At 70.8% G+C, this 22,696-nt stretch carries 16 protein-coding genes; all 16 read right to left on the bottom strand.

The features are described from left to right. Window positions 1-1,284 carry a DUF4910 domain-containing protein gene (locus AB0N07_RS12600; RefSeq protein ID WP_365834221.1) on the bottom strand — a complete coding sequence of 428 codons (1,284 nt, stop codon included), beginning with the start codon at window positions 1,282-1,284 and terminating at the stop codon, window positions 1-3. Further along, window positions 1,272-2,297 (bottom strand): SDR family oxidoreductase, encoded by a 1,026-nt coding sequence (locus AB0N07_RS12595; protein ID WP_365834220.1) that lies wholly within the window; start codon window positions 2,295-2,297, stop codon window positions 1,272-1,274. The genes AB0N07_RS12600 and AB0N07_RS12595 overlap by 13 nt, the downstream gene beginning before the upstream one ends. A 3-nt stretch (window positions 2,298-2,300) precedes the next feature. Continuing rightward, window positions 2,301-2,948, bottom strand: a complete 648-nt coding sequence (locus tag AB0N07_RS12590; protein WP_365834219.1) for a PIG-L deacetylase family protein — start codon at window positions 2,946-2,948, stop codon at window positions 2,301-2,303. Continuing rightward, on the bottom strand, window positions 2,945-3,739 hold the full coding sequence (locus AB0N07_RS12585; protein ID WP_365834218.1) for a glucose-1-phosphate cytidylyltransferase: 795 nt from the start codon (window positions 3,737-3,739) through the stop codon (window positions 2,945-2,947). The genes AB0N07_RS12590 and AB0N07_RS12585 overlap by 4 nt, the downstream gene beginning before the upstream one ends. Then, window positions 3,736-4,995: a class I SAM-dependent methyltransferase gene (locus tag AB0N07_RS12580; RefSeq protein ID WP_365834217.1), complete on the bottom strand. Its 1,260-nt coding sequence runs from the start codon at window positions 4,993-4,995 to the stop codon at window positions 3,736-3,738. Before AB0N07_RS12580 ends, AB0N07_RS12585 begins: the two co-directional genes overlap by 4 nt. Continuing rightward, window positions 4,992-6,236 (bottom strand): glycosyltransferase, encoded by a 1,245-nt coding sequence (locus AB0N07_RS12575; RefSeq protein WP_365834216.1) that lies wholly within the window; start codon window positions 6,234-6,236, stop codon window positions 4,992-4,994. The genes AB0N07_RS12580 and AB0N07_RS12575 overlap by 4 nt, the downstream gene beginning before the upstream one ends. Window positions 6,237-6,238: 2 nt before the next feature. Further along, the gene (locus AB0N07_RS12570) at window positions 6,239-7,519 is read right to left on the bottom strand and encodes an O-antigen ligase domain-containing protein (protein ID WP_365834215.1); all 1,281 of its coding nucleotides are present in this window, start codon (window positions 7,517-7,519) and stop codon (window positions 6,239-6,241) included. Between the two features lies 1 nt (window position 7,520). Next, the gene (locus AB0N07_RS12565; RefSeq protein WP_365834214.1) at window positions 7,521-9,062 is read right to left on the bottom strand and encodes a right-handed parallel beta-helix repeat-containing protein; all 1,542 of its coding nucleotides are present in this window, start codon (window positions 9,060-9,062) and stop codon (window positions 7,521-7,523) included. Beyond that, window positions 9,053-11,029, bottom strand: coding sequence for an alginate lyase family protein (locus tag AB0N07_RS12560; RefSeq protein WP_365834213.1), 1,977 nt, complete (start codon window positions 11,027-11,029; stop codon window positions 9,053-9,055). Before AB0N07_RS12560 ends, AB0N07_RS12565 begins: the two co-directional genes overlap by 10 nt. After that, on the bottom strand, window positions 11,026-13,206 hold the full coding sequence (locus AB0N07_RS12555) for a bi-domain-containing oxidoreductase (protein WP_365834212.1): 2,181 nt from the start codon (window positions 13,204-13,206) through the stop codon (window positions 11,026-11,028). The genes AB0N07_RS12560 and AB0N07_RS12555 overlap by 4 nt, the downstream gene beginning before the upstream one ends. Before the next feature lie 19 nt (window positions 13,207-13,225). Continuing rightward, window positions 13,226-15,157, bottom strand: coding sequence for an asparagine synthase (glutamine-hydrolyzing) (asnB, locus tag AB0N07_RS12550; protein WP_365834211.1), 1,932 nt, complete (start codon window positions 15,155-15,157; stop codon window positions 13,226-13,228). Window positions 15,158-15,160: 3 nt separating this feature from the next. Beyond that, a complete protein-coding gene (locus AB0N07_RS12545; RefSeq protein ID WP_365834210.1) occupies window positions 15,161-16,678 on the bottom strand; it encodes a Wzz/FepE/Etk N-terminal domain-containing protein in 1,518 nt (505 codons plus the stop codon). Beyond that, window positions 16,675-18,045, bottom strand: coding sequence for a polysaccharide biosynthesis protein (locus AB0N07_RS12540; protein ID WP_365834209.1), 1,371 nt, complete (start codon window positions 18,043-18,045; stop codon window positions 16,675-16,677). The genes AB0N07_RS12545 and AB0N07_RS12540 overlap by 4 nt, the downstream gene beginning before the upstream one ends. After that, a complete protein-coding gene (locus AB0N07_RS12535; protein ID WP_365834208.1) occupies window positions 18,042-19,340 on the bottom strand; it encodes a glycosyltransferase family 4 protein in 1,299 nt (432 codons plus the stop codon). The genes AB0N07_RS12540 and AB0N07_RS12535 overlap by 4 nt, the downstream gene beginning before the upstream one ends. After that, window positions 19,297-20,613, bottom strand: coding sequence for a nucleotide sugar dehydrogenase (locus tag AB0N07_RS12530; RefSeq protein ID WP_365834207.1), 1,317 nt, complete (start codon window positions 20,611-20,613; stop codon window positions 19,297-19,299). Before AB0N07_RS12530 ends, AB0N07_RS12535 begins: the two co-directional genes overlap by 44 nt. Before the next feature lie 103 nt (window positions 20,614-20,716). Beyond that, window positions 20,717-22,195, bottom strand: coding sequence for a sugar transferase (locus AB0N07_RS12525; RefSeq protein WP_365834206.1), 1,479 nt, complete (start codon window positions 22,193-22,195; stop codon window positions 20,717-20,719). Window positions 22,196-22,696 lie beyond the last annotated feature (501 nt).

The following is a 22,696-nucleotide window of genomic DNA, read 5'->3' as shown; positions in this document are numbered from 1 at the left end:
TCACGCCTTGATCAGCCCGGCGCCGTGCAGGGCATCGGCGGCGGCGGCGACGGTGTCGAACGGCAGCCCGGACCGCTCGGCGACGTCCAGCAGACTGTGCTCGCCGTCGGAGAGGTTGAGCACCCAGAGCATGGCCATCTGGGCCTGCTTGGTGTCGCTGCGGCCGCCGAGCGCGTCGTACAACCCGCGTCGGCCCAGCTGTGGTTCGCCGTAGGGGCTGAGGTTGAGGTAGCTGCGGTTGCGGTCGAGGACGGCGAACGCCTCGCGGCAGACCGCGAGGGTGTCCGCCATCGCCTCCGGGGAGACGAAGTCCAGGTTGTCCGCCGAGGTGTGATACTCGGGGTAACCGGCGTACGGGGTCCGGGTGAGCGAGCCCACGCCGAGGTTGAACCCGGGCGAGCAGTACTGCCGCTCGTCGTAGCCGTACGGAGTGAACTCGTTGACGCTGTGCGGCCGTTCGGATGCGGTCAGGACGTGCCGCATCACCCGGTCGATCTCCGCGTCGCCGCGTCTGCTCTGCTTGTACGTCAACTGGCCCCGGTCCCCGGCGCAGGCCAGCACGACGCCGTGCTTGACCCGCTCCACCCGCTCCGCGTTGCGGGCCAGCCAGGTGATCGCCCCGATGGTGCCGGGGGCGAAGATGAACCGGTAGGTGTAGTACGGCGTTTCCTCCGCGAGCGCCCGGGCCAGGAACGTCGCCACCGCGATGCCGGCCAGGTTGTCGTTGGCCAGCGAAGGGTGACAGACGTGGCAGGAGACGATCACCTCGTCGGAGACCTGCCCGGGGACCACGTGCTCGGCGTAGGTGAGGTGGCCGTCGGCGAGCGTGGAGTCGATGCGGACCTCGTACTCGCCGTCCGGCATCGCGTCGAGGGTCTCCTGCGCCAGGCAGAAGCCCCATTCCGGCTTGTAGTAACTCGTGCGGTACGGCACCCAGCTCGGGTGGTCCGGCAGGGTGTGCAGGTGTTCCCGCAGCTCGGCCAGCGGCATGGTCGCCGACACCGGCACGCTGTAGCCGAGCACGTGCAGGCTGGACGCGGCGAAGTCGACGATCCGGTTCCCGGCGCTGTCGGCGATGTACGCGTCGCGGATGTTCCACTCCTGCGGCACCGTCCAGTCGAGCACCTGGGTCCCGGTCGGCACCTCGTGCACCTGCAGCGGCAGGTACTCGCCGACGATGTCCAGGGTGGCGCGGACACCGTCGCCGGTGATGCTCCGGCACAGCGGGTACATCCGCTCCACCAGGGCGTGCATCTCTTCGCCGGGACGGGTCATCGGCGCCACCGCAGGGTGTCGTCGACGGTGCCGGCCTCGGACGCCGCGCGCAGCACGGCGAGCCGGGTGAAGCGCTGGTCGAAGTCCTCCTTGGTCAGCTTGAACTTCCCGTAGGCGTCGGCGAGTTCGAGCGCGCCGCGCTTGACCGACCACTCGATGTCGAAGCCGGGGACGGCGGCGCGGAACCGGGAGAAGTCGACCCGGTAGGAGCGCGGGTCGGCCCCGTTCTCCCCGGTGATCCGCACCTTCGCGCCGGGCACCGCCTCGGCGACCTGCTCGGCGATCTCGGCGACCGTGACGTTGTTGGTCTCGCTGCCGATGTTGAACGCCCGGTCGTGGACCGCTTCGCGCGGCGCGGTCAGGGCGGCCGTGAAGGCGCGGGCGATGTCGGCGGCGTGCACCAGCGGCCGCCAGGGGGTGCCGTCGGAGAGCACCAGCACCTCGCCGGACAGCAGCGCGTGGCCGACCAGGTTGTTCAGCACGATGTCGGCGCGCAGCCGGGGCGAGTAGCCGAAGGCGGTGGCGTTGCGCATGTACACCGGGGTGAAGTCGTCGTCCGCCAGTGCGTGCAGGTCGTCCTCCACCCGCACCTTGGACTCCGCGTACGGCGTCACCGGGCGCAGCGGGGCGTCCTCGCCCACCAGGTCGTCGCCGCCGGCGGCGCCGTAGACCGAGCAGGTGGACGCGTACAGGAAGCGCCGCACTCCGGCCTCGCGGGCCAACCGGGCCAGCCGTACGGAGGCACGGTGGTTGATGTCGTAGGTGAGTTCCGGGGCCAGCGAGCCCAGCGGGTCGTTGGACAGGGCGGCGAGATGGATGACGGCGTCCACGCCGGCCACGTGTTCGGCCGTGACGTCGCGCAGGTCCACCCGGTGCCCCTGCGGGTCCGCGGGTGTCTCGCCGAGTACGGAGTCGGCGAACAGGCCGGAGTCGAGGCCGACGACCTCGTGTCCGGCGGCCGCGAGGACCGGGGCCATCACGGTGCCCAGGTAGCCCTGGTGTCCGGTAAGAAGTACGCGCATGGTTCAACCCCCCAGGTTGAGCGTGAGTTTGGAGACGGCGAACGCCTCGGCGTATCGCTCGTGGCATTCGATGCCGCGGATCCGTGCAAGCCCGAGGAAGGCTTCGCGGTCGTACCAGGGCCGGTGGCGCTGCGAGGCGTAGTGCTCCTGCAGCAGCCGCACCTTTTCTTCGGCGATCTCCGTCGACAGCGGCTGGTACGCGGCCATCCGGCCGAGGTCGCCGTCCCATTTGACGATCTCGTAGCCGAGGACCAGGTGGTCACGGAACGCGGTCGGTATCAGCTGTGCCAGGCCGCGGTGGTCCTGGTGGGCGTCGTCGGTGCGCGGGGCCAGGATCAGATCCGGGTCGGTCTGCGCGCGCAGTTCCTCCACCGCGGCCTTGGCCTCGTCCCAGTGCACGGGCAGCCGGCCGTCCGGCAGTTTGTGCACGGTCAGCCGCAGGTCGGCACCCGGGCAGAAGGCGGCCAGCGCGGCCTGCTCCTCCTGCTCGCGCTCGCTGCCGCCGCCGGAGAGGACCAGCGCGTCGACGCGGAGGCCCGGCCGCGCCTGGCACAGCGTGAGCAGCGTGCCGCCGGCACCGATGGCGATGTCGTCGCAGTGCGCGCCCACGGCGACGATGCGGTCCAGGCGCCCGGCTTCGAGGCGGATCACGCGTGCACCCCGGCGTTGTCCCGTTCCCACACGGCCCACGGACGGTCGCCCCGGGCGTAGGCCTCGTCGAGCGCGGCCCGCTCCTTGACGGTGTCGGTCGGCTTCCAGAAACCGCGGTGCTGGTGCGCCACCAGGCGGCCCTGCTTGGCCAGTTGGGCGCAGCCGTCGGCGACCAGGTCACCGTTCTCCGGGATGTGGTCGAAGACCTCCTGGCGCAGCACGAAGTAGCCGCCGTTCTCCCACAGCGGCATGTCGCTCACCGCGGTGATGCCCCCCACCAGACCGTCCTCGCCCAAGTCCACGCAGTGGAACGAGGACTGGGGCGGCACCACCATCATCGACGCACCGGCGTCGCGCCGGGCGAAGTTGTCGATCATCTGAGGCAGCGGGGCGTCGGTGAGCACGTCGGCGTAGTTGGCGAGGAACATCTCGTCGCCGTCCAGGTGGTGGCGCACCCGGCGCAGCCGCTCCCCGATCGGAGACTCGATGCCGGTCTGCGCGAACGTGATGGTCCAGTCGGCTATGTCGGTGGACAGCAGCTCGGTCTTCCCGCCCCGCAGCACGAAGTCGTTGGACGTCGTCTCCTCGTAGTTGAGGAAGAAGTCCTTGATGTGGTGGGCGCCGTAGCCGAGGCACAGGATGAACTCCTTGTGCCCGAAGTGCGCGTAGTAGCGCATGACGTGCCAGATCAGCGGCCTGGGGCCGACCATCGCCATCGGCTTGGGCACGTCGTCGGAGGTTCCGTTGCGCATCCGCATCCCGTAACCGCCGCAGAACAGAACGACCTTCATGCTGTGACCTCTTCCGACGCGGCCTCGACAATGCTCAGTTCCGGGATGGGAAAGACCAGCCGGCCGCCCCACTCGTGCACGTAGGACAGCTGCTCGGTCAGCTCGGCCCGCAGGTTCCACGGGAGGACGAGGACGTAGTCCGGTTTGTCGACGGTGATCTGCTCGGGCGCGAGGATCGGGATGCGGGTGCCCGGGGTGAACCTGCCGTGCTTGTACGGGTTGCCGTCGACCGTGTACGCGAGCAGGTCGGGGCGGATGCCGCAGTGGTTGAGCAGGGTGTTGCCCTTGCCGGGAGCGCCGTAGCCGACGACCGTCTCGCCGCGCTCGGCCGCCTCGATGAGGAACTTGAGGAGGTCCCGGCGCACCTTGGCGACCCGGGCGGAGAACTCGGTGTACCCGGACAGCTCCTGCAGCCCGGCGGCCTTCTCCCTGGCCAGTACGTCGGCCACCCGTTGGGTCGGCTCGCCCGCCACCTCGGCGGGCCGGGCCCACAGCCGGACGGAGCCGCCGTGGGTGGGCAGCAACTCGACGTCCACGAGCGCGAGTCCGCCGCTCGCCAGCGCCTGGATCGCGGAGGCGACCGTGTAGTACTGGAAGTGCTCGTGGTAGATCGTGTCGTACTGGTTCTCCTCGATCAGGGTCAGCAGGTGCTGCACCTCGATGGAGACCCAGCCGTCGTCGGCGACCAGGGCGCGCAGCCCCTGGGTGAAGCCGACCACGTCGGGTATGTGCGCGTACACGTTGTTGGCCACGACGAGGTTTGCCGGGCCGTGCTCTGCGCGGACGGCCGCGCCGGTTTCGGGGCTGAGGAACTCGGTGAGCGTGGGCACGCCCTTGTCCCGTGCCGCCGCGCCGACGTTCACCGACGGTTCGATGCCCAGGCAGCGGATCCCGCGGTCCACCACGTGCTTCAGCAGGTACCCGTCGTTGCTGGCGACCTCGACCACGAAGGCGTCGGAGCCTTCGGTGCCGAGCCCCACCCGCTGCATCGCGTCGGCGACGAACGTCCGGGCGTGCTCCACCCAGGAGGTCGAGTACGAGGAGAAGTACGCGTACTCCTTGAAGGTCTCCTCCGGCGTGATCAGCGGCGGGATCTGCGCCAGCCAGCAGTCGGTGCAGACCCGCAGGTGCAGCGGGTACGCCGGTTCCGGCTGGTCGAGTTGGTCCGCGGCGAGAAAGCTCTCGCACGGGGGCGTCGCCCCGAGGTCGACGACGCTCGCCGTCGCCTCCGAGCCGCACAGTCGGCATCGTGTCATCTGCTGTTCCCATCCCCCCTGCTCGCGCGGGTGCCCCCGCCGCGAGTCTGTGCTGACCGCCCCGCGATCGCGGTGCGGTACTCCTCAACCAGGCGGTCGAGGCCGACCGCCGGGCTGAAACCCTGTTCGTAACGGAGGCGGGCCGCTCGGCCCATCTCCCGGTTCTGCTCCGGCTCGGCCGTGACCCGGCGTATGCAGGACGCGAGTGAGGCGGACTCCCCCGGCTTGTGCAGCAGCCCGGTCACGCCGTCCTCGACGAGTTCGACGAAGGCGCCGTGCCCGGCCGCGACGACCGGGACCCCCGCCGCCATCGCCTCCACGACCACCAGGCCGAACGCCTCCAGCCACGTCGAGGGAGCCACCACCGCGACGGACTGCGCGATCGCCTTCTGGCACTCCGCCGTGTCGTACAGGCCGACGTAGCGCACGTCGTCCCGGCCGGCCGCCCAGGCGGTCACCTCCGCCTCCAGCGGCCCGGTGCCGGCGATCACCAGCGGCACGCCCACACCGCCGCTCGCCGCGAGCCCGTCCCACGCGGCCATGAGCAGCCGTACGCCCTTGGCCTCCGCGAGCCGGCCGAGATAGAGCAGATGCTCGCCCTCGCCCGCTCGGCCCTCGCCCGGGTCGGGCACGAAGTTGTGCTTCACCGCCAGCCGCTCGGCCGGCATTCCGGACCGCACCAGGGTGTCGCGCTGCGCCGCGGAGATACAGAAGAACCGCTCCACGCCGGACCACCAGCGCCGCCGGTTGGCCGACAGGCTGACCGCGAGCGGCACGGTGGCGAGGCGGGAGTTCCGGTAGCAGCCGTGCCGGACGGCCGGCAGCGGCACCGCCTTTCCGACGCACTCGGTGCACGGCCGACCGTCCCGCTGCAGGGTGCCGGGCGGGCAGACCTGGGTGTAGTTGTGCAGCGTGGCCACAGCGGGCACGCCGGCGTCGGCGCAGGCGGCGAGGACCGCGGGCGACAGGAGCGGGAAGACGTTGTGGACGTGCACCACGTCCGGGCGCTCGGTGCGCAGCTTGACGGCGAGCTCCGTGCGCACCGCCGGGTTCCACGGCACCGTCAGGGGTACCGCGGCCTTTGCAAGGAGGGACATGGCGGCGATGTCGTCGCTGCGCCGCTCGAACATCTCGACCCGGTGGCCGGCCGCGCGCAGCAGCTCCACCTCCTGGTCGACGACCTTGTTCTCGCCGCTCGGCTGCGCCGAGGCGTAGCGGTTGTGCACCACGAGGATGTGCATGCTCAGGTCGCCTCCGATCGGCGGGCCCAGCGCGGGACGCGCTGTCGGGGGAGTTCCGGCGTCGCAAGCCGGGGGACTTCGGGCGTCGAGAGGACGGTGGCCTCGGCCGGTGCCGCCAGCAGCGAGGCGGCCAGGGCCAGATGCAGCAGATACGGCGAGGCGTCGCCGAGACCGGCCTCGGTGTACGAGGCCATCGCGCAGTAGCTGATCAGGAAGATCGCGCAGGCCCTCTGCAGCGACGGCGGCCGCAGCAACGCGACACCGCCCAGCACGACGATGATCACCGCGACGAGCGTCACGCCGATCAGGCCCTGCTCGTTGTAGACGGCCAGCCAGCTGTTGTCGATCGGCAGCCCGCCGAACGACTTGTCGCCGAGGCCCACGCCGAACAGCTGCTCGGAGGTCGAGCGGGGCGCGGCCAGCAGGGCGTCCCAGACCTTGGCGCGGCCGGTGAGGCTGGAGAAGTTCTCCTTGCTCTGTCCGCGCAGGAACCACGACTGGAGCACGGAGGCGAACCCCACCGCGGCGACCGTGGCCAGCAGCACCGTCCAGGTGAAGAAGCGCCGGGCGGCGGCGCTGGTCAGCAGGAGCGAGCCGATCGCCAGCACCAGCCCGACGATCAGACCGAGCGTGGCCGTACGGGTATGGGTCAGCGCGAGCAGGACGAGGGACGGCACGATGACGACCGCCGCGCTCTTCTTGTCGGTCCGGCGGCCCAGCAGGAGCAGCACGGTGAGCCCGATGATCACCGCGGCGTACTGTCCGATCTGCGGCGGGGTGAGCGGCCAGAGCGCGCCGACCAGGCGTCCGCCGTAGAGGTCGGGCAGGGCGGCGCCCGGTGAGACGGCGAGTCCCGCGGCCACCGATCCGAGCACCGCGAAGTACATCCGGATGTGGTGGCGGACGAACGTCAGGCCGCCGTTCCACCAGCAAGTCAGCAGCCACAGGGTGCCGACGAAGAGCGTCAGCCGGAAGCAGCGGAAGAGCGCGCCGAACCCGGACTCCAGGTGCGCGCTGGAGATCACGCTCGACACCAGCAGCAGAGTGAGGAGGAGCACGTAGGCGCTGGGCCGGATCCGCAGCCGGAGGTTGATCGCGAGCGCCAGGGTGAAGGCGGTGACCAGGGCGCCCATCGTGACCATCTGGATGAGGGAGCGGGGCAGCGGGACGATGGTCTTCGCCCCGGCGGAGCCGAGCGTGTTGAGGATCAGCAGCCCCCAGACGATCCCGATGATCCTCGGTGCGCCGGCGGGGCGCGGTTCGGCGCCGGACAGCGTGCTCATCTCAACCACCCGCCTGTCCACTGATCGTGCTTCCCGCGTCCTGCTGGTAGGGCGGGCCCTGCCAGCTCTGGAAGTCGAGGACCTTGCTGGGGTCGTGGACGACGAAGGCCCACGGCCCGACGTAGACGTTGTCGTGCCAGCGGTTGTGCTGCTTGAGGGTGATCGCGTCGGCCACCGCCTCGCCCTTGTAGGGCGACCAGTCCGGATAGGTGCCGTAGTTGGAGAGCACCGCCATGCGGTCGCACTTCGTCGTGCACTTGAGGACGGACTTGTCCAGCACGAAGCGGTTGTCGTGGATGTCCACCCGCTGGGTCTTCCACCGGCAGTCGGCGTAGAGCGGAGCCTTGGTGATCGTCGACTTCGTGCAGCGGCTGGTCTTCTGCACCAGCAACGTGCAGTCACCGGAGGAGGTGTTGGCCGGGCTGTTGCAGAACCGGTCGGCGTTCTCCCACAGGGTGATCCCGGACCAGTTGTTCTCCATCAGGTTGCCGTAGATCTCGATCTTGTTCGTGCGGGCTTTGACGCGTGGTTCGCCCCCGGACTCGGACAGGTAGAGGGTCGCGAACGGGAAGGTGTCGCCGCGGCCGGCCGCCTTGCGGCCCTCGACCCAGTTGTTCCGCCGGATCGTGTTGTTGCGGATGACCGCGTTGTAGCTGGTCTCGTAGATCAGCGCGGCGCCGTCGTTGGCCTCCAGCACGTTGTCCTCGATGCGGAAGTCGTTGTTGTTGGTGTCCGCCCACAACCCGGTTCCGCGGTTGTCGTGCACCCAGTTGCCGCGTACGTCGGCGCCGTCGACGGCCCAGAACTTGATGCCCCCGGTGCAGCCGCAGCCCTGCTGGCGCCGCTCCCAGTCGCCGGTGTTGTTGCCGACGATCTCGTTGCCCTCGACGACCAGGCCGCTGATACGGCCGCTGCCCTTGTAGGCGTTCATGCCGTACTGGCCGTTGGCGCGCAGGCAGTTGCCGCGGACCTGCTGGCGGGCTCCGGCCATCAGCCCGGCACCCAGGTTGTTCTGGATCGTCGAGTGCTCGATCACCCATCCGTCGGCCGAGTCGTGGTTGACCACGCCCTCGTTCTGCGGCGGGACGAAACCCTGCACGGTCAGGTAGCCGATGGTGACGCCCTCGGCGGTGCCGGCGAACGCGTACTGGTTGGTCTTCCGCCCGTCGAGCACCGCGCCGGGCGCGCCGAGGTAGCGGTCCCCCTTCTTGGGGATGACCTGGGCGTAGCGGTCGGGGTCGAGCCGGTGCTTGCCCGGTCGCAGCCAGAACGTGGTGTTCGGCGGGCTGTTCTTGGTCTTCTCCGCCAGGTCACCGACCTTGGCGGGGTCGACCGTCACCGCGCCCGCCGGCGCCTTCGCCGGCCCGGCCTCGGGCTTGGCGCACACCCGGGCCACGGCCGTGGACCGCGCCCCGGACATGGTGGGCGCCGCGGTCGTCGCCTTCGCCTCGGCGGGCTGTGTGCTGTCGCAGCCGGTGAGCGCCAGCAGGGCCAGCGTCAGCGGTGCCGCCGCCCACGCCCAGTGCCACCTCTTCATCGCCACGCGCCCTCCTGGCCGCGGAACCTGAGCACGGTGGTGAAGCCCTCCGTGCCGTCGGTGAAGCCGGTGCCGACCAGGGTGGTGGCGGGTTCCTTGCGCCCGAATCCTGCGGAGTACCAGCCCAGCGGCGGATCGGTCTCGCCGCGATGCACCTGCCAGGACAGCTGCCCGGGCAGGTCGAGCACCGCGGAGCGGTCTTCGCCGTCCCGGGTCCAGGTGAGTTCGGCCCGGTGCTCCACCAGGTCCGCGGTGATCGCCGGGCCGAGGTGGAAGGCCAGCCGCACGGCCCCGCCAGGGCCGCGCACCTCGTCGACCACCCTCAACTCAAGGCTTTCGGCGGTGAGTTCCACCTGGCGGCGGTGCACCGACCCCTGGTAGCCGTCGTGCTCCGCGCTCCAGCGGGCCGCCCCCTCGCCGGACGGTTCCGCGACCAGTACGCGGCTGTTGGCATGCCGGGTCCACAGGAACGGGCCGCCGGAGACGGACTGGTCGGCGCCGCCCAGTTCGAGGGTGTTGTGGCCGAGGGTCGAGCGGAAGTACTGCCGCCACTCGGGCTGTCCGTGGTAGCAGTACGTCCCCGGGTCGGCGAGCACGTCGACGCCGTCGTGGCGGACCTCCACGGACAGCGCGTCCGCGTGGGCGTGCGCGGCGATGGACAGGAAGCCGTGCGGGCCGCCGTCGCAGCGGCACCAGATCTCCTCCGGGCCGCGCAGGATCGTCATGCCCGCGTCGGCGAAGTGACCCGGCCTGCTTGCCGGGCGGGACACGGCCGGTCCGGTTCCGCTTTTCGCGTACGGCCGGACGAGCGCGGCCAGCAGTGGGGTGCGCACATCGGTGCCGGTCACGGCCGGCCACCAGTCGAGCCGGCCGAACACCGCCTCCCCGGTGGCAAGCAGCGAGCCCCAGCGGTCGGTGCCCTCACCGTCCAGGACCAGACCGTGCCCGTCGTCCGCGTCGCCCTGGCGCGGCGGCCGCAGCCGGTTGTCCACGACGGCCGCGAGCGCATCCGTCATCCGCAGCAGCACCAGACGGACGGTCGCGGGGACCTGCACGCCCGCGGCGTCCGCCTCGGCCAGCGCGGCCAGGCCGAGCTCCAGCACCAGGCCGTGGTATTCGGAGGCCAGTTCACGGTTGAGGCCGGAGAGGAAGGTGTTGCTGCGCAGATGCCGGTCGAGCGACCGCAGGGCGTCGGCCCGCCAGCGCTCCGAGGCGGGGAACCAGCCGAACGCGCAGGCCGCGGCGAACTGCCCGGCGGCCTCGGCGATGACGTGGTTGTTCGCCGAGGACCCGCGGCTTGGGAAGGCGGCCAGCCAGCGCTGGTGGTGCCAGATCTGGTTCAGCGCCACCGGGTTGTCCTCGAACAGCCCGGCCGCGCCCGGCCAGCCCTCCAGCAGCCGGCGCACCCACACCCACGACAGCAGCCGGATGCCCAGCTCGATGCCGCTGACCCAATGGACCCCGCGCAGCGGCGGGTTGGCCTCCCACCACGACCGCAGGTGAGCTGCCACGCGCTCCGCGTACCGCTCGTCCCCGGTGACCGCGTAGGCGGCGGCGAGCCGGGTGAGGTGGTGGTGCCGGGACAGCTCCCAGATCTGCTTGATGTCCCCGACCGCGTCCTCGCTGCGGTACGGCACGTCGAAGGCGTAGCCCGACGGGGCGCGGCGCCCGGTCTTCGGGTCGTACCACCAGTCCGGGTCGACGAGGTCGTCGCGGGCCACCCCGAAGTACTCGACGTGCCCCTCCATCAGCCGGTCCGCCTCGGCGACGAGGCGTTTCGCGGCGTCCGACGGCATCGCGGCGATCGCCTCGGCGGGCAGTACCGCGGTGAACCGGGCACCGGTCACGCTCGGGCAGGCCGGCGGCGCGGACCGCCACCGTCGACGGCGCACCGTGTCGCCCACCCGGCCTGCGACCTCCTGCGGTCCCATCCGGGACAGCCGTCGCAGGTACCAGCCCGCGCTCATCGTCATCGTGCGTTCTCCAACGTCACCGGCGCGCCGCCGGCCAGGCCGGCCTGCACGGCGAGGGTGGCCGCGGTGGTGGCGACCAGCGACTGAAGCGGCACCGGCATCGGCCCGCCGGTCCGAACGGCCTTGATGAACGCGGCCAGTTCGGCGTTCTGGCCCTTGTCCCGTGCCTTGGGCAGCCGCGAGCTGACCCACTTCTTGCGGCCGTAGACCGAGGCGCGGACGAAGTCGTCGAGCCGCAGCACCTTGCCGTCGGCCACCAGATCCAGCGTCTCCTTGGGGAAGCCGGCCGCGCCGGTGGTGACGTAGCTGATGGTGGCGGAGGAGCCGTCCGGGTAGCGGAGCACGACCTGCAGGTCCTCGTTGCCGGACGGGGCGACCGCGTAGACGGAGACCGGGTCGGCGTCGAGCAGCCAGCTCGCCGTGTCGATGAAGTGCCCGCCCTCGCCGGCGAACCGTGAACCCTCGGTGCCCTGCTGGAGGTACCAGCTGCCGTGCTGCAGCCGGCCCGCGTTGACCAGGTAGCGCAGGCTCGCCGGGCCGGTCCGGGGGCCGAACTGCTTCCTGGCCTCCTGCAGCAGGGGCGCGAAGCGGCGGTTGAAGCCGACCTGCAGCCGGTCGTTGCCGGACTCCTCCACCGCGGCGAGCACACCGGCCAGCTCGTCCTCGGTGAGGGCCAGCGGCTTCTCCACGAACACCGTCTTGCCGGCCAGCAGTGCCTTGCGGGTCAGGTCCGCGTGCGAGCTGTGCCGGGTGACCACGAACACCGCGTCGACGGACTTGTCGCCGAGCACGGCGTCGAGGTCGGTGGTCGCTTCGGTGAAGCCGAACTTCCGCTGCGCGTTGGCCGCGGACAGTGCGGTCGTGGTGACGACGGTCGACAACTCGACGCCGTCGCGCTGCGCGAGGTGCGGCAGCAGCATCGACGTCGCGTAGTTACCGGCTCCGACGAACGCCAGCTTCACCGGCGTCCTGGCGGCGCGGGCCGGACTCGGCTTCACGGTCACCGCGGGCACGGCCACCGCGGGGGCCTTCGCTTCCTCCGTTTCACCCGTCTGTTCGGGGTACCGGAACAGCGCGGTGACGGCCTTCAGCTCGCCGTCCTTCAGGCGCTGGTAGGTCTCGACGGCGTCGTCGAAGTCGGCGACGTGGGAGATCAGGGGATCCACGTCGACCTTGCCGCGGGCGGCGAGGTCGAGGAAGCAGGCCAGGTTGCGCCGCTCGGTCCAGCGGACGTAGCCGATCGGGTAGTCGCGGCCCTCCAGCTCGTACTCCGGGTCGTAGCGCCCGGGGCCGTACGAGCGGGAGAAGCGGACGTCGAGTTCCTTCTCGTAGTACGCGTTCCACGGCAGGTCCAGGCGGCACTTGCCGATGTCGACGACCCGGCCGCGGTCCCGGGCCAGCTTGGCGGCGAGCTCCACGGGCTGGTTGCTGCCGCCGCCGGCGGCCAGGTACACCTGGTCCACGCCGTGACCGTCGGTGAGTTCCGCGACGGCGTTCTCCACGGCGGCGGAGGCGGGGTCGCCGCAGGCCGCGGCACCCAGGCGCTCGGCGAGCTCGCAGCGCGCCGGGTCGGGGTCGGCGCCGACGACACGGACTCCCGAGGCGGCCAGGAGCTGCACGACCAGCTGCCCGATCAGTCCGAGGCCGATGACCAGGGCCACTTCGCCGAGCTGCGGCTCGCCCTGGCGTACGCCCTGCATGGCGATCGACCCGACAGTGCCGAAGGCCGCGTGCTGCGGCGCGAGGCCGTCCGGCACCGGGACGTAGAGGTTCTTCGGCACCCAGTTGAGCTCGGCGTGCAGCGCGTGCTCGTTGCCTGCGCAGGCCACCAGGTCGCCGACCTTCACGTCGTCGATGCCGGCGCCGACCTGCTCGACCACCCCGCACAGCGAGTAGCCCAGCGGTGTGTAGGAGTCCAGCTTGCCCATCACCTTGCGGTAGGTGGCGGGCACCCCGTTGGTGGCCACGCTCTGCATGACCTTGGCCACCTGGTCCGGGCGGGAGCGGGCCTTGCCCAGCATCGACATGCCGGCCTCGGACACCTTCATCAGCTCGGTGCCGGTGGAGATCAGCGAGTAGGCGCTGCGGACCAGCACCCCGCCCGGCTTGCACCCCGGCACCGGAACGTCGAGCACCGCCAGCTCGCCGCTCTTGTAGTTCTGCACAACCTGCTTCACCCGAACTCCTCTGAAATTCCTAAGCCGTCAAACGAGTGCTCTGGCCGGACCCAGAGGTCGCGTCGCGATACCAGTACTCGAGCGTCAGTACGTGCCACAGATGCTTGGAGAAGTCCTGCTGCCCGGCCGCGTCCTCGGCGACCATCCGCTTCAGTGCGTCGCGGCGCAGGATCCCGGACCGGACGAGCTCGCCGTCGTTGACCACCTCGCGCACCAGCGGTGCCAGATCCCGGCTCATCCAGGCCCGCAGCGGGGCACTGAACAGGCCCTTGGGCCGGTAGACGATCTCCCGGGGCAGGACCGAGGTGGCCGCCTCCTTCAGGACCGCCTTGCCCTGCCGTCCGGCGATCTTGCGGTCGCCGGGAATGGCGAACGCCGCCTTGACCACCTCGACGTCCACGTACGGCGTCCGCACCTCGGTCGACGCGGCCATGCTGGAGCGGTCCGTGTAGGTGAGGTTCAGGCCCGGCAGGAACATCCGGGCGTCGGTCAGGCACATGCGGTTGACGAAGTCGTCGAGCTCGTTGTCCTGGTAGACGTCCTGATGTTCGGTCAGTACGTCGTCGACCGTCCCGGCCAGGTCCGGGTCGAGCAGGGCGAGCAGTTCGTCCTGGTCGTACATGGTGTAGCTGCGCCGGAACGCGGTCTCCTCCGGCAGATCGGCGAAGGACAGGAACCGCTTCGCGAAGCGCACCGACCTGAACCCCCGGCGCGAGGTGGCGACCGGCAGCCGGTCCACGGCCGCGGACACCCCGCGCCGCAGGGGCCGCGGGACACGCTGGTAGCGCAGCGCGATCAGGTTGGCCAGGTGCTTGCGGTACCCGGCGAACAGCTCGTCGGCGCCCATTCCGGAGAGCATCACCTTGACCCCGGCCTCACGTGCTGCCGTACAGATCAGGAACGTGTTGATCGCGGCGGGGTCGCCGATCGGCTCGTCCAGGCTGTACGTCATCTGCGGGAGGAGGTCGAGCACGTTCGGGGCGATCTCGATCTCGTGCAGGTCGACGCCGAACCGCGCGGCGACCTGCCGGGCGTAGCGCAGGTCGTCCGGCATCGCCTCGAACTTGGCGTCCTCGGCGCGGAACCCGATCGTGTAGGCGGAGATGCCCGGTTGGTGCCGGGCCGCCAGCGCGGTCAGGTAACTGGAGTCGAGGCCGCCGGAGAGGAAGGTGGCCACGGGCACGTCGGAGAGCAGGTGACGCCGGGTCGACTCCTCGACCACGGCGGCAAGGTCGGGCTGCTCGCCGGCCCGGGCCCGCTCCCGGCCCTCGGCGGCGACCTCCTTCAGGTCCCAGAACCGGCCGCGCTCCACCCGGCCGTCGGGCCGGCACCGCAGCCAGCTGCCCGGCGGCAGCTTCTCCGCCTCGCGGAACGCACACCGCGAGTCCGGCACCCAGTAGTAGAGGAGGGAGGCCACCAGTGCCGCGTGGTCCACCTCCAGCTTGCCGGTGGCGGCGGCGAGTGCCTTCAGCTCCGAGGCGAACACGAGACCCTCGCCGCGCCGTAGCAGGAACAGCGGCTTGATGCCCAACTGGTCGCGGACCAGGACCAGTTCACCGGTGCGCTCGTCGAAGATCCCGAACGCGAACATGCCGCGCAGCCGGGGCAGGCAGTCCGTGCCCCAGCGCCGCCATGCCTCGAGGAGCACCTCGGTGTCGGAGGTGCCGCGGAAGCGCACCCCGGCCGCCTCCAGCTCGGCGCGCAGCTCGGGGGCGTTGTACAGCTCGCCGTTGTACGTGAGGGCGAGGCCGTCCGAGATCATCGGCTGGGCGCCGGTCTCGGTCAGGTCGATGATGGAGAGGCGGCGGTGCCCGAGGTGCACCTCGCCGTCACCGACGGGGTGGCCGTAGCGGCCCGCCCCGTCCGGGCCGCGGTGGGCGAGGGTCTCGGTGAGCCGGTCGGCCACGACCTTTCCGTCCGGCCAGCGGTACGTGCCTGCGATGCCACACATGTGCTACCGCCCGTCCTGGTCGTTGCCCGGGATGTGTGCGGCCCAGATCGGCTGCCGCTCCGTCCGCGGCTGGTTGGTGCCGTTCTGCCGGGCCGGCCGCTCGGCACGGCCGCGCAGCGCGGTGTGCAGCCCGTCCCACAGGGTGCCGTCGGTACGATCGCGCGGATCGGGGTCGATCAGCACCACACCGATCACCGGGATGCGCTGGTCCGCGAGCTGCCGTGCCACGGTGTGCAGCCAGGCGGCGCTGCCGTGTCCGGCCCGTACGACGAGCACGGTCTGGGTGCCGAGGTGGCGCAGGTCGGTCCACGCCGTGCCGGGCGCCACGGAGCCGACGCCGATGCGGCGCTCCGAAGGCGACAGTGTCGCGGCACGCTCGCCGCTGACCACGGGCGGATCTCCCGGCTTTTTACGGCCTTCGAGCTGCCCGCCGGGCAGATCGTCGACGACGGTCACCGGGCCCTGTGCCGCCAGGGCCCTGGCGAGGTCCATGGCGATCACGCTCGTGCTGCGCGCGCAGCCCAGTTCCAGCAGCGACACCGGTTCCGCGGAGTCACCCGTGGTGCGGGCCAGGGTCATGGTGAGCCGTTCGCGGGTCACGCGGGTGCGTCGGCGCCGCCACGGCTTGCCCGAGCGGCGGGGCAGCTCCGCGATGACCGAGGCGCCCAGGTTGGCGGCGATGTCCCGGCGCAGCACGGGGCGGTCGGCCACCACTGTGCCGACCGCGGCCAGCGCGAGCCCGATGACGAGCCCGAGGACGAGCCCGACCGCGGCGTCGGTGACCAGGGCCTTGGGCAGGGAGTGGGGCACCGCGCGCGGTGCGTCCACGATCTGTGTGCCGGCGATGACCTGAGGCGTGCCGGTGCGGGCGTCCGCGGCGCGCTGGTCGAAGTCGGAGATGCGCGAGTTGAGTTCGGCCCGGCGGGCGAAGAGCGACTCGATGCCCGCGGACGCCTTCGGGTCGCTGTCCGGCGACCGGTTTCCTATCTGCTTGTTGACCTGCGCGAGTTCGACCCGCATGCGGTCACGCTGGTCGAGCAGGGCCTTGGCCTCGGCCTGCGCGGTGTCCTTCATCCGCCGTACATGGTCGGCGACGAACGAGTCGGCCAGTGCCTTGGCGCGGGCCACCGCTTGTGCGTCGCTGTCGCCTGTCACGGTGATCTGCAGCAGGTTGTTGGTCAGACCGGCGCCCTGGTAGTCCTTCATGAAGTCCTCGGCTTTTTCCGAGGAGTTCAGGGACTGCAGGGCCTTGTCGGCGATCTGGGTGGTCTGCAGCAGCTGGACGTCGGTGCGGATCAGCGTTCCGGTGTCGTTCGGCTGGTCCTCCGCGTGCGTGACCAGCACCTTGGTCACCGCGGTCGGCGCCGGCGGCATCGCGACCGCCACCGCGGCACCGGCCAGCAGGCCGATGAGCGCCATGGCCGTCCACAGGCGGCGGCGCCTGCGCACCGCCACCACCAGCGCCTGCAGGTCGATGAGCGGGGTGGCGGCCGACGAATCCGTAGTCGTGCTTGTCGTCACGCTGAACCTCCCGTTGCGTGGCCGCGCACCGCGAGCGCCAGCGTGGCGTCGTCCGGAAGCGGTCCGGCAGACCTCGTGGGGCGGGCCTGGACCAGATCGGCGACGACGATGCCGACGACCTCGTGCCTGCCGTCCGCGCACGCCTCCGCTATGCCGACGAGTTCCTCGGCGGTCCAGCTGTCCGCGCTGAGGACCACCACGGCGCCGGACTCGTTCTCGCGGTCCGGGACCACCGGGCGGTCCACCGACACCTCCACCATCCGCAGCGTTGGACCGCTCCTGGCCTCGGCGACGAGCTGTCCTGCGGCCCGGCGGGCGATCTCGTCGCCCTCCGGTACAACGACCAACAGCCGCTGGGCAGCGGGCAGTCGCTCTTTCAGCCGGGTACACACCCGCCGGTAGCGGAGCCGTCGGCCGGCCTCGTCGCCGGACTTCTGCGGGGCCGGCAGGTCCCACGGGGTGTCGACGCCGAGAAGCCGGCGGATCTGCGCTCGTGATCCGCCGCCCTCCGGCCGGTTCGCGCGCCGTTCACCGGCCACGTCGACGGTGCCGAGGAGCGTCGAACCCAGCGCCGCGGCGATCTCCGGTTCGGTGCGGAGCCGGCGGTTCATGCGTGCGGCGACGAGGTGGCCGATGACCGCGAGGAGGAAGAACAGCAGCGCTCCACCGACGATGAGCTGCATCCTCGTCGGCGCCGCCTCCCCGGTCGGCGGGGCGGCGGGCCCCATGACGACCATGCCTGCCTTGTTGGTCGCCGGGTTGGCCTCGTCCACCTTCTTCATGGCCCCCTCCAGCGAGGTGCGCAGGTTCTCGAGCGCGGTGCGGGCCTGCACGCTCTCCACGGTCTGACCGGGGTTGGCCGCCTTGGCCAGGTCGCTGATGCGGCGGTTGGTCTCCTCGACCTGCTTGCGCAGCGTGTCGTTCGCCGTGGTTGTTGCGGAGTCCGTGCCGCTGCCCGCGATCTGCGCGGTGTACTGCACGAACTGCTGGGCCACCTGGTCGGCGAGCTGCTGCGCGCGCTTCGGGGTGTCGGCCGTACCCGCGATCGTGATGATGTTCCCGTCCGCGGCCTTGGCGCTGACCTGGGTCCGCAGGTCGGTGGTGCTCACGCCGGACCAGTGCAGAGCGTCGGCCGCGCGGTCGACCACCGCCGAACTGGTCGCGAGGTCCACCTGGGTGAGCAGCTCGCGCTCCTCCCACAGTCCCGGCAGCAGTACCGGTGCCGATGCCGTGTAACGCGGTGGGAACACCACGACCGAGGCGCCGAAGCCGACCAGCGCGCCCAAGACGGCGAGGACGGCGAGCAGCCGCCAGCGCCGGCTGAATATCCGCCCGATGGTGACCAGGCGTATCGTGTCCTCGCTCAACTGCGCTGCCTCTTCCCTGTCCGGACCGGCTCGACCGCCGACACCGGGGTGTGGTCACGGCAGGCGGCGGCATAGGCGGCGAGCAGCGACGCTTGTGAGTTCTGCCAGGAGAGCGGCCCGCTGATCCGCTCCTGGCCGATCTTGCCCATCCGGGCGCGCTTGTCCGGATCGTCCATCAACTCGGCGACGAGTTCGGCGAACCGGGCCTCGTCGTTGGCGGGTGCGTAGACGGCGGCGTCACCGGCGGAGACGCGCGCCTCCTTCAGCTCGAAGGAGACGATCGGCCGGCCCATCGCCATGTACTCGAGGACCTTGTTCATGGTCGACACGTCGTTGAGCGGGTTGCGCGGGTCGGGGGAAAGGCACACGTCCGCGGTGGACAGGTAGCGCACCAGGTCGGCGTCCGGAATGCGCCCGGTGAACTGCACCTGCTCGGTGAGACCGAGCTTCTTGGACAGCTCCACCATCGCGTCGAAGGCGTCGCCGGAGCCGACGAACACCGCATGCCAGTCGGTACGCCCGAGCTCGTCGCGCAGCTTCGCCAGGGCCCGCAGGGCGTAGTCGACGCCGTCCTGAGGGCCCATCACGCCGAGGTAGCACAGCAGATGAGGCTTGCCGCGCTTCAGCTCCGGCTCGGCCGGCACCGGTTGGAACCGCTCGATCTGGGGCGCGCTGCGCACCACGAACACGTCCTCCGGGCGCTTACCGCCGCGGCGCACCGCGACGTCCCGGTAGCTCTCGTTCGTGGCGAGGACGACGTCCGCGGCCCGGTAGGTCCGCCGTTCCAGCGCGCACACGCCGCGGTAGAGCAGGTCCTTGCCGCGGTCGAACCGGGACAGGTACAGCTCGGGCACCAGGTCGTGCTGGTCGAAGACGAACCGCGCGCCGCGCCGCTTGAGCCACAGGGCCGGCAGGAACAGCAGGTCGGGCGGGTTGCAGGCGTGGACCACGTCGACCGGGCCGACCTTGCGGGCCAGCCGGGCCGTGTGCCACAGCGCCGATCCGTACTCCTTCAGATAGCCGGCCGGCCCTCCGGTGGCCGCGCGCAGCGGGTAGCGGTGGATCCGCACCCCGTCGATCACGGCCTCCGGCTCGGTGTCGCGTTTGGTGCCCTGCGGACAGATGACGTCCACCGTCCAGCCCGCATCGCGCAGCGTCGTGCACTCCTGCCACACCCGCCGGTCGAAGGGCACCGACAGGTTCTCCACCAGGATCAGGGCGCGTCGCCCCGACCCCTCACCACTGATTGCATTACCAAGCAAGGCCCACGTACCCCGGTTCGGCCCGGCGCTCATCGGCGTCGGGAAGGTGGATGAGGTCGACGATCACCGGGGTGTTCCCATGGGGCAGCACCGACAGCACAGCCGGGTCCCTGGTCCCGACCAGGCACACCTCGGCATGGTCGAGCACCTCCTCGACGGACTCCGCGAGCAGCTGCGCGATATGCGGCAGCCGGTTCTCGATGTACTCGCGGTTCGCACCGAGCAGCCGGGACAGGCTCACATTGGCGTCGTAGATCTTGAGTTCGTACCCCTTGCCGAAGAGGCGCTCCGCCAGCTCGACGAGCGGGCTCTCGCGGAGGTCGTCGGTGCCGGGTTTGAAGGACAGCCCGAACATTCCCACCCGGCGCTTGCCGGTGCGCTCGACCAGGTCCACCGCGCGCTGCAGATGGTCGGCGTTGGACGGCAGCACGTGGGAGAGAATGGGCACCGAGACGTCCGCCCGCTGCGCCGCGTGGACCAGGCTGCGCAGGTCCTTGGGCAGGCAGGAGCCGCCGAAGGCGAAGCCGGGCCGCAGATAGGCGGGGCTGATGTTCAGCTTGCGGTCGGCCAGGAACACGTCCATCACCTGGTGCGAGTCCACTCCGAGCGCCTGGCACACCGCGCCCAGCTCGTTCGCGAAGCCGATCTTCAGTCCGTGGAACGCGTTGTCCGCGTACTTGATCGCCTCGGCCGTCGGGACCGGCACCCGGAACACCTCGCCGGGCAGGCCTTCGTACAGCGCCATCACCGCGTCGCCGCTGGCCGGGTCGAGCTCGCCGACGACGGTCTTGGGCGGGTCGAAGAAGTCCCGCACGCTCGTGCCCTCGCGCAGGAACTCCGGGTTGACCGCGACCCCGACGTCCACTCCGACCGTGCCGCCGAGGTTCTTCTCCAGGATCGGCACCAGCAGGTTCAGGCAGGTGCCCGGGAGCATGGTGCTGCGGAACACGACGGTGTGCCGCCCGCCCCGCTCGGCGAGCGCGGCGCCGATCTCCTCGGTGACCCGCTCCAAGTACGTGGTGCACAGGCTGCCGTTGGGCTCCGACGGCGTGCCCACACAGACCAGCGAGATCTCGCTGTCCATGATGGCCTCGCGGACGTCGGCGGTGGCGCGCAGGGCTCCGGTCCGCACGACGTCGGCGATGAGCTCGCCGATGCGCTCCTCGACCACCGGGGCCTTGCCGTCGTTGACCAGGTCGACCTTCACCTGGTTGACGTCCACGCCGATGACCTCGTGTCCCATGCTGGCCAGGCAAGCGGCCGATACACAGCCCACGTAGCCGAGCCCGAAAACGCTGACTCTCATGACCCGTTCCTCCCCCCACGCAGGCCCTTGTGGCCTGCGGTCCCCCCAGCAAGGCCCTTGTGGCCTGCTGTCCACATGTCGGCCGGACGACGCCCCCCGCGCATCAGTAGGCCCCCTGCCCGTGAAGCACCGCTCGCATCGTCTTCCACAAGATCACCGTGTCGAGGGCGAGCGACCAGTCCTCCACGTACCTGAGGTCGAGGCGGACCGCCTCCTCCCACGGCAGGTCGCTGCGCCCGCTGATCTGCCACAGGCCGGTGAGCCCGGGCTTGACCAGCAACCGCCGCCGGATGTCCGGGTCGTAGGCGGCGCACTCCTCCGGCAGGGGCGGTCGTGGACCGACGAGCGACATCGATCCCGTCAGTACGTTGAACAGCTGCGGGAGTTCGTCTATCGAGTACCGGCGCAGCACTCCCCCCACCCGGGTCACCCTCGGATCGTGACGGACCTTGAACAGCAGCCCTGCGCCCTCGTTCTGGTCGGCGAGTTCGGCACGTGCCCGGTGGGCGTCGACGACCATGGTGCGGAATTTGAGGATGGTGAACTCGCGGCCGTCCTTGCCGACCCTGCGCTGGCGGTAGAAGGCCCCGCCCCGGCTGTCCGCCAGCACGAGCAGCGCGACGAACACCATCAGCGGCGCGAACAGCATCAGCAGCACCGCCGAGCCGACCCGGTCGACGACCGCCTTGATGGCCCGGCGGCCTCCGGTGAAGGCCGGCATGCTGACCCGCAGCAGCGGGATGCCGAGCACCGCGTCGACGTGCAGCCGCGGGCCGGCCACCTCCATCAGCACCGGCGCCACGACCATTTCGGCGTCGCTGCCTTCGAGGTTCCAGGCCAGCCGCTGCAGCCGGTCCGGTGTCCAGTGCGGGTCGGGTGTGACGGCGACGACGCGGTAGCCGTCGTGGTGGACGTGCTTGGCGACGTCCGTCAGCCGGCCGACGACCGGCACCCCGTCCAGCTGGTCGCCGTCGCGCCCGCGACCGTCCGGCGTGCACACGGCCTCAACGCGCCAGCCGATGTGCGGGAACTTGCGGGTCCGGGTGATCAGGTCGCGCACGGTGGCCGGGCTTCCGGCGGCGAGCACCGGTCTCAGGCACCGGCCTTCCTTTCGCTGCTTGTGCAGCCACAGGCGGAGCACATAGCGCGCGGTCATGGTGACCAGCGCGATCGCGGGGACGGCGACGAAGATCCAGAGCTTGATGTTGCGCGAGGTGAGGGCTATCCCGCCGAGCGCCAGTACGACGGTGGCCGCGAACAGTGAGCGTCCGAGTCTTCGGAATTCCTCGGCGCCCTGGCCGAGCACGGCCGGAGCCCACGCCCGGCCGACCGCAAGCGCCGCCAGCACCAGCAGCCAGGTGCCGAAGGCGAGTATCCCCCACTTCTCGTGCCAGTTGGCCGCGTCCCGGGCCCCGAAGAAGTTGCCTATCGCCTCCACCACCAAGGCGGTGGCCACGGTGTCGCTGGTGATCACGGTACGGCGGTACCGCTGTTCCCAGTCGTTCGCGGGCTGGCTGATCGCCTCTTTCGCCAGGCGCCCGCGCGCCGACGAAAAAGGGTCGACTATTCCCCCCTGCCGCACAGAAACCCCCCGGTCCCCAGTGATACGACGTGTTCGTCCAACACGACTGCCCCTCCCCCACGAGAGGCCCCCGCCTCCCGCACGTTTCCTCCCCTTGGGAGGTCCCCGCCCCCGCGATGCGCTGTCCCTTCCCGAGAGAGGCCCCCGCCTCCCGCGCACGACATCACGGCTACTGCAACCCCACCTGAACAACTCGCCCCGGCCGCAGCGGACTCACGTGCCCGGCCAGATTCTCGAGTTGCACGAAAGCCCCTCGAAACCTCGGATGCTCCCCGCACCCGAAGCCCCTCTCGGGCCCCAAGAATTGATCACCCCCACGTCGGCACCACAGACGCGGCTACTGGCCGTCTGCATCGCCGACCCATGGATCACCATTTGTCGCCTCGTGTCCCAGCATGCGAAGCAAGGTCAATCTAGACCATCGGAACCCGTCTGGAGAGAGGAACGTGTGGAATTTGTGCCCGAGATTTGAAGATGGCTCCAATGAATCGGTGACCGCCT

The sequence above is a fragment of the Streptomyces sp. NPDC051172 genome (assembly GCF_040682555.1).
Taxonomy (GTDB): Bacteria; Actinomycetota; Actinomycetes; order Streptomycetales; family Streptomycetaceae; genus Streptomyces.
This window is presented reverse-complemented; position numbering and strand designations above follow the sequence as displayed.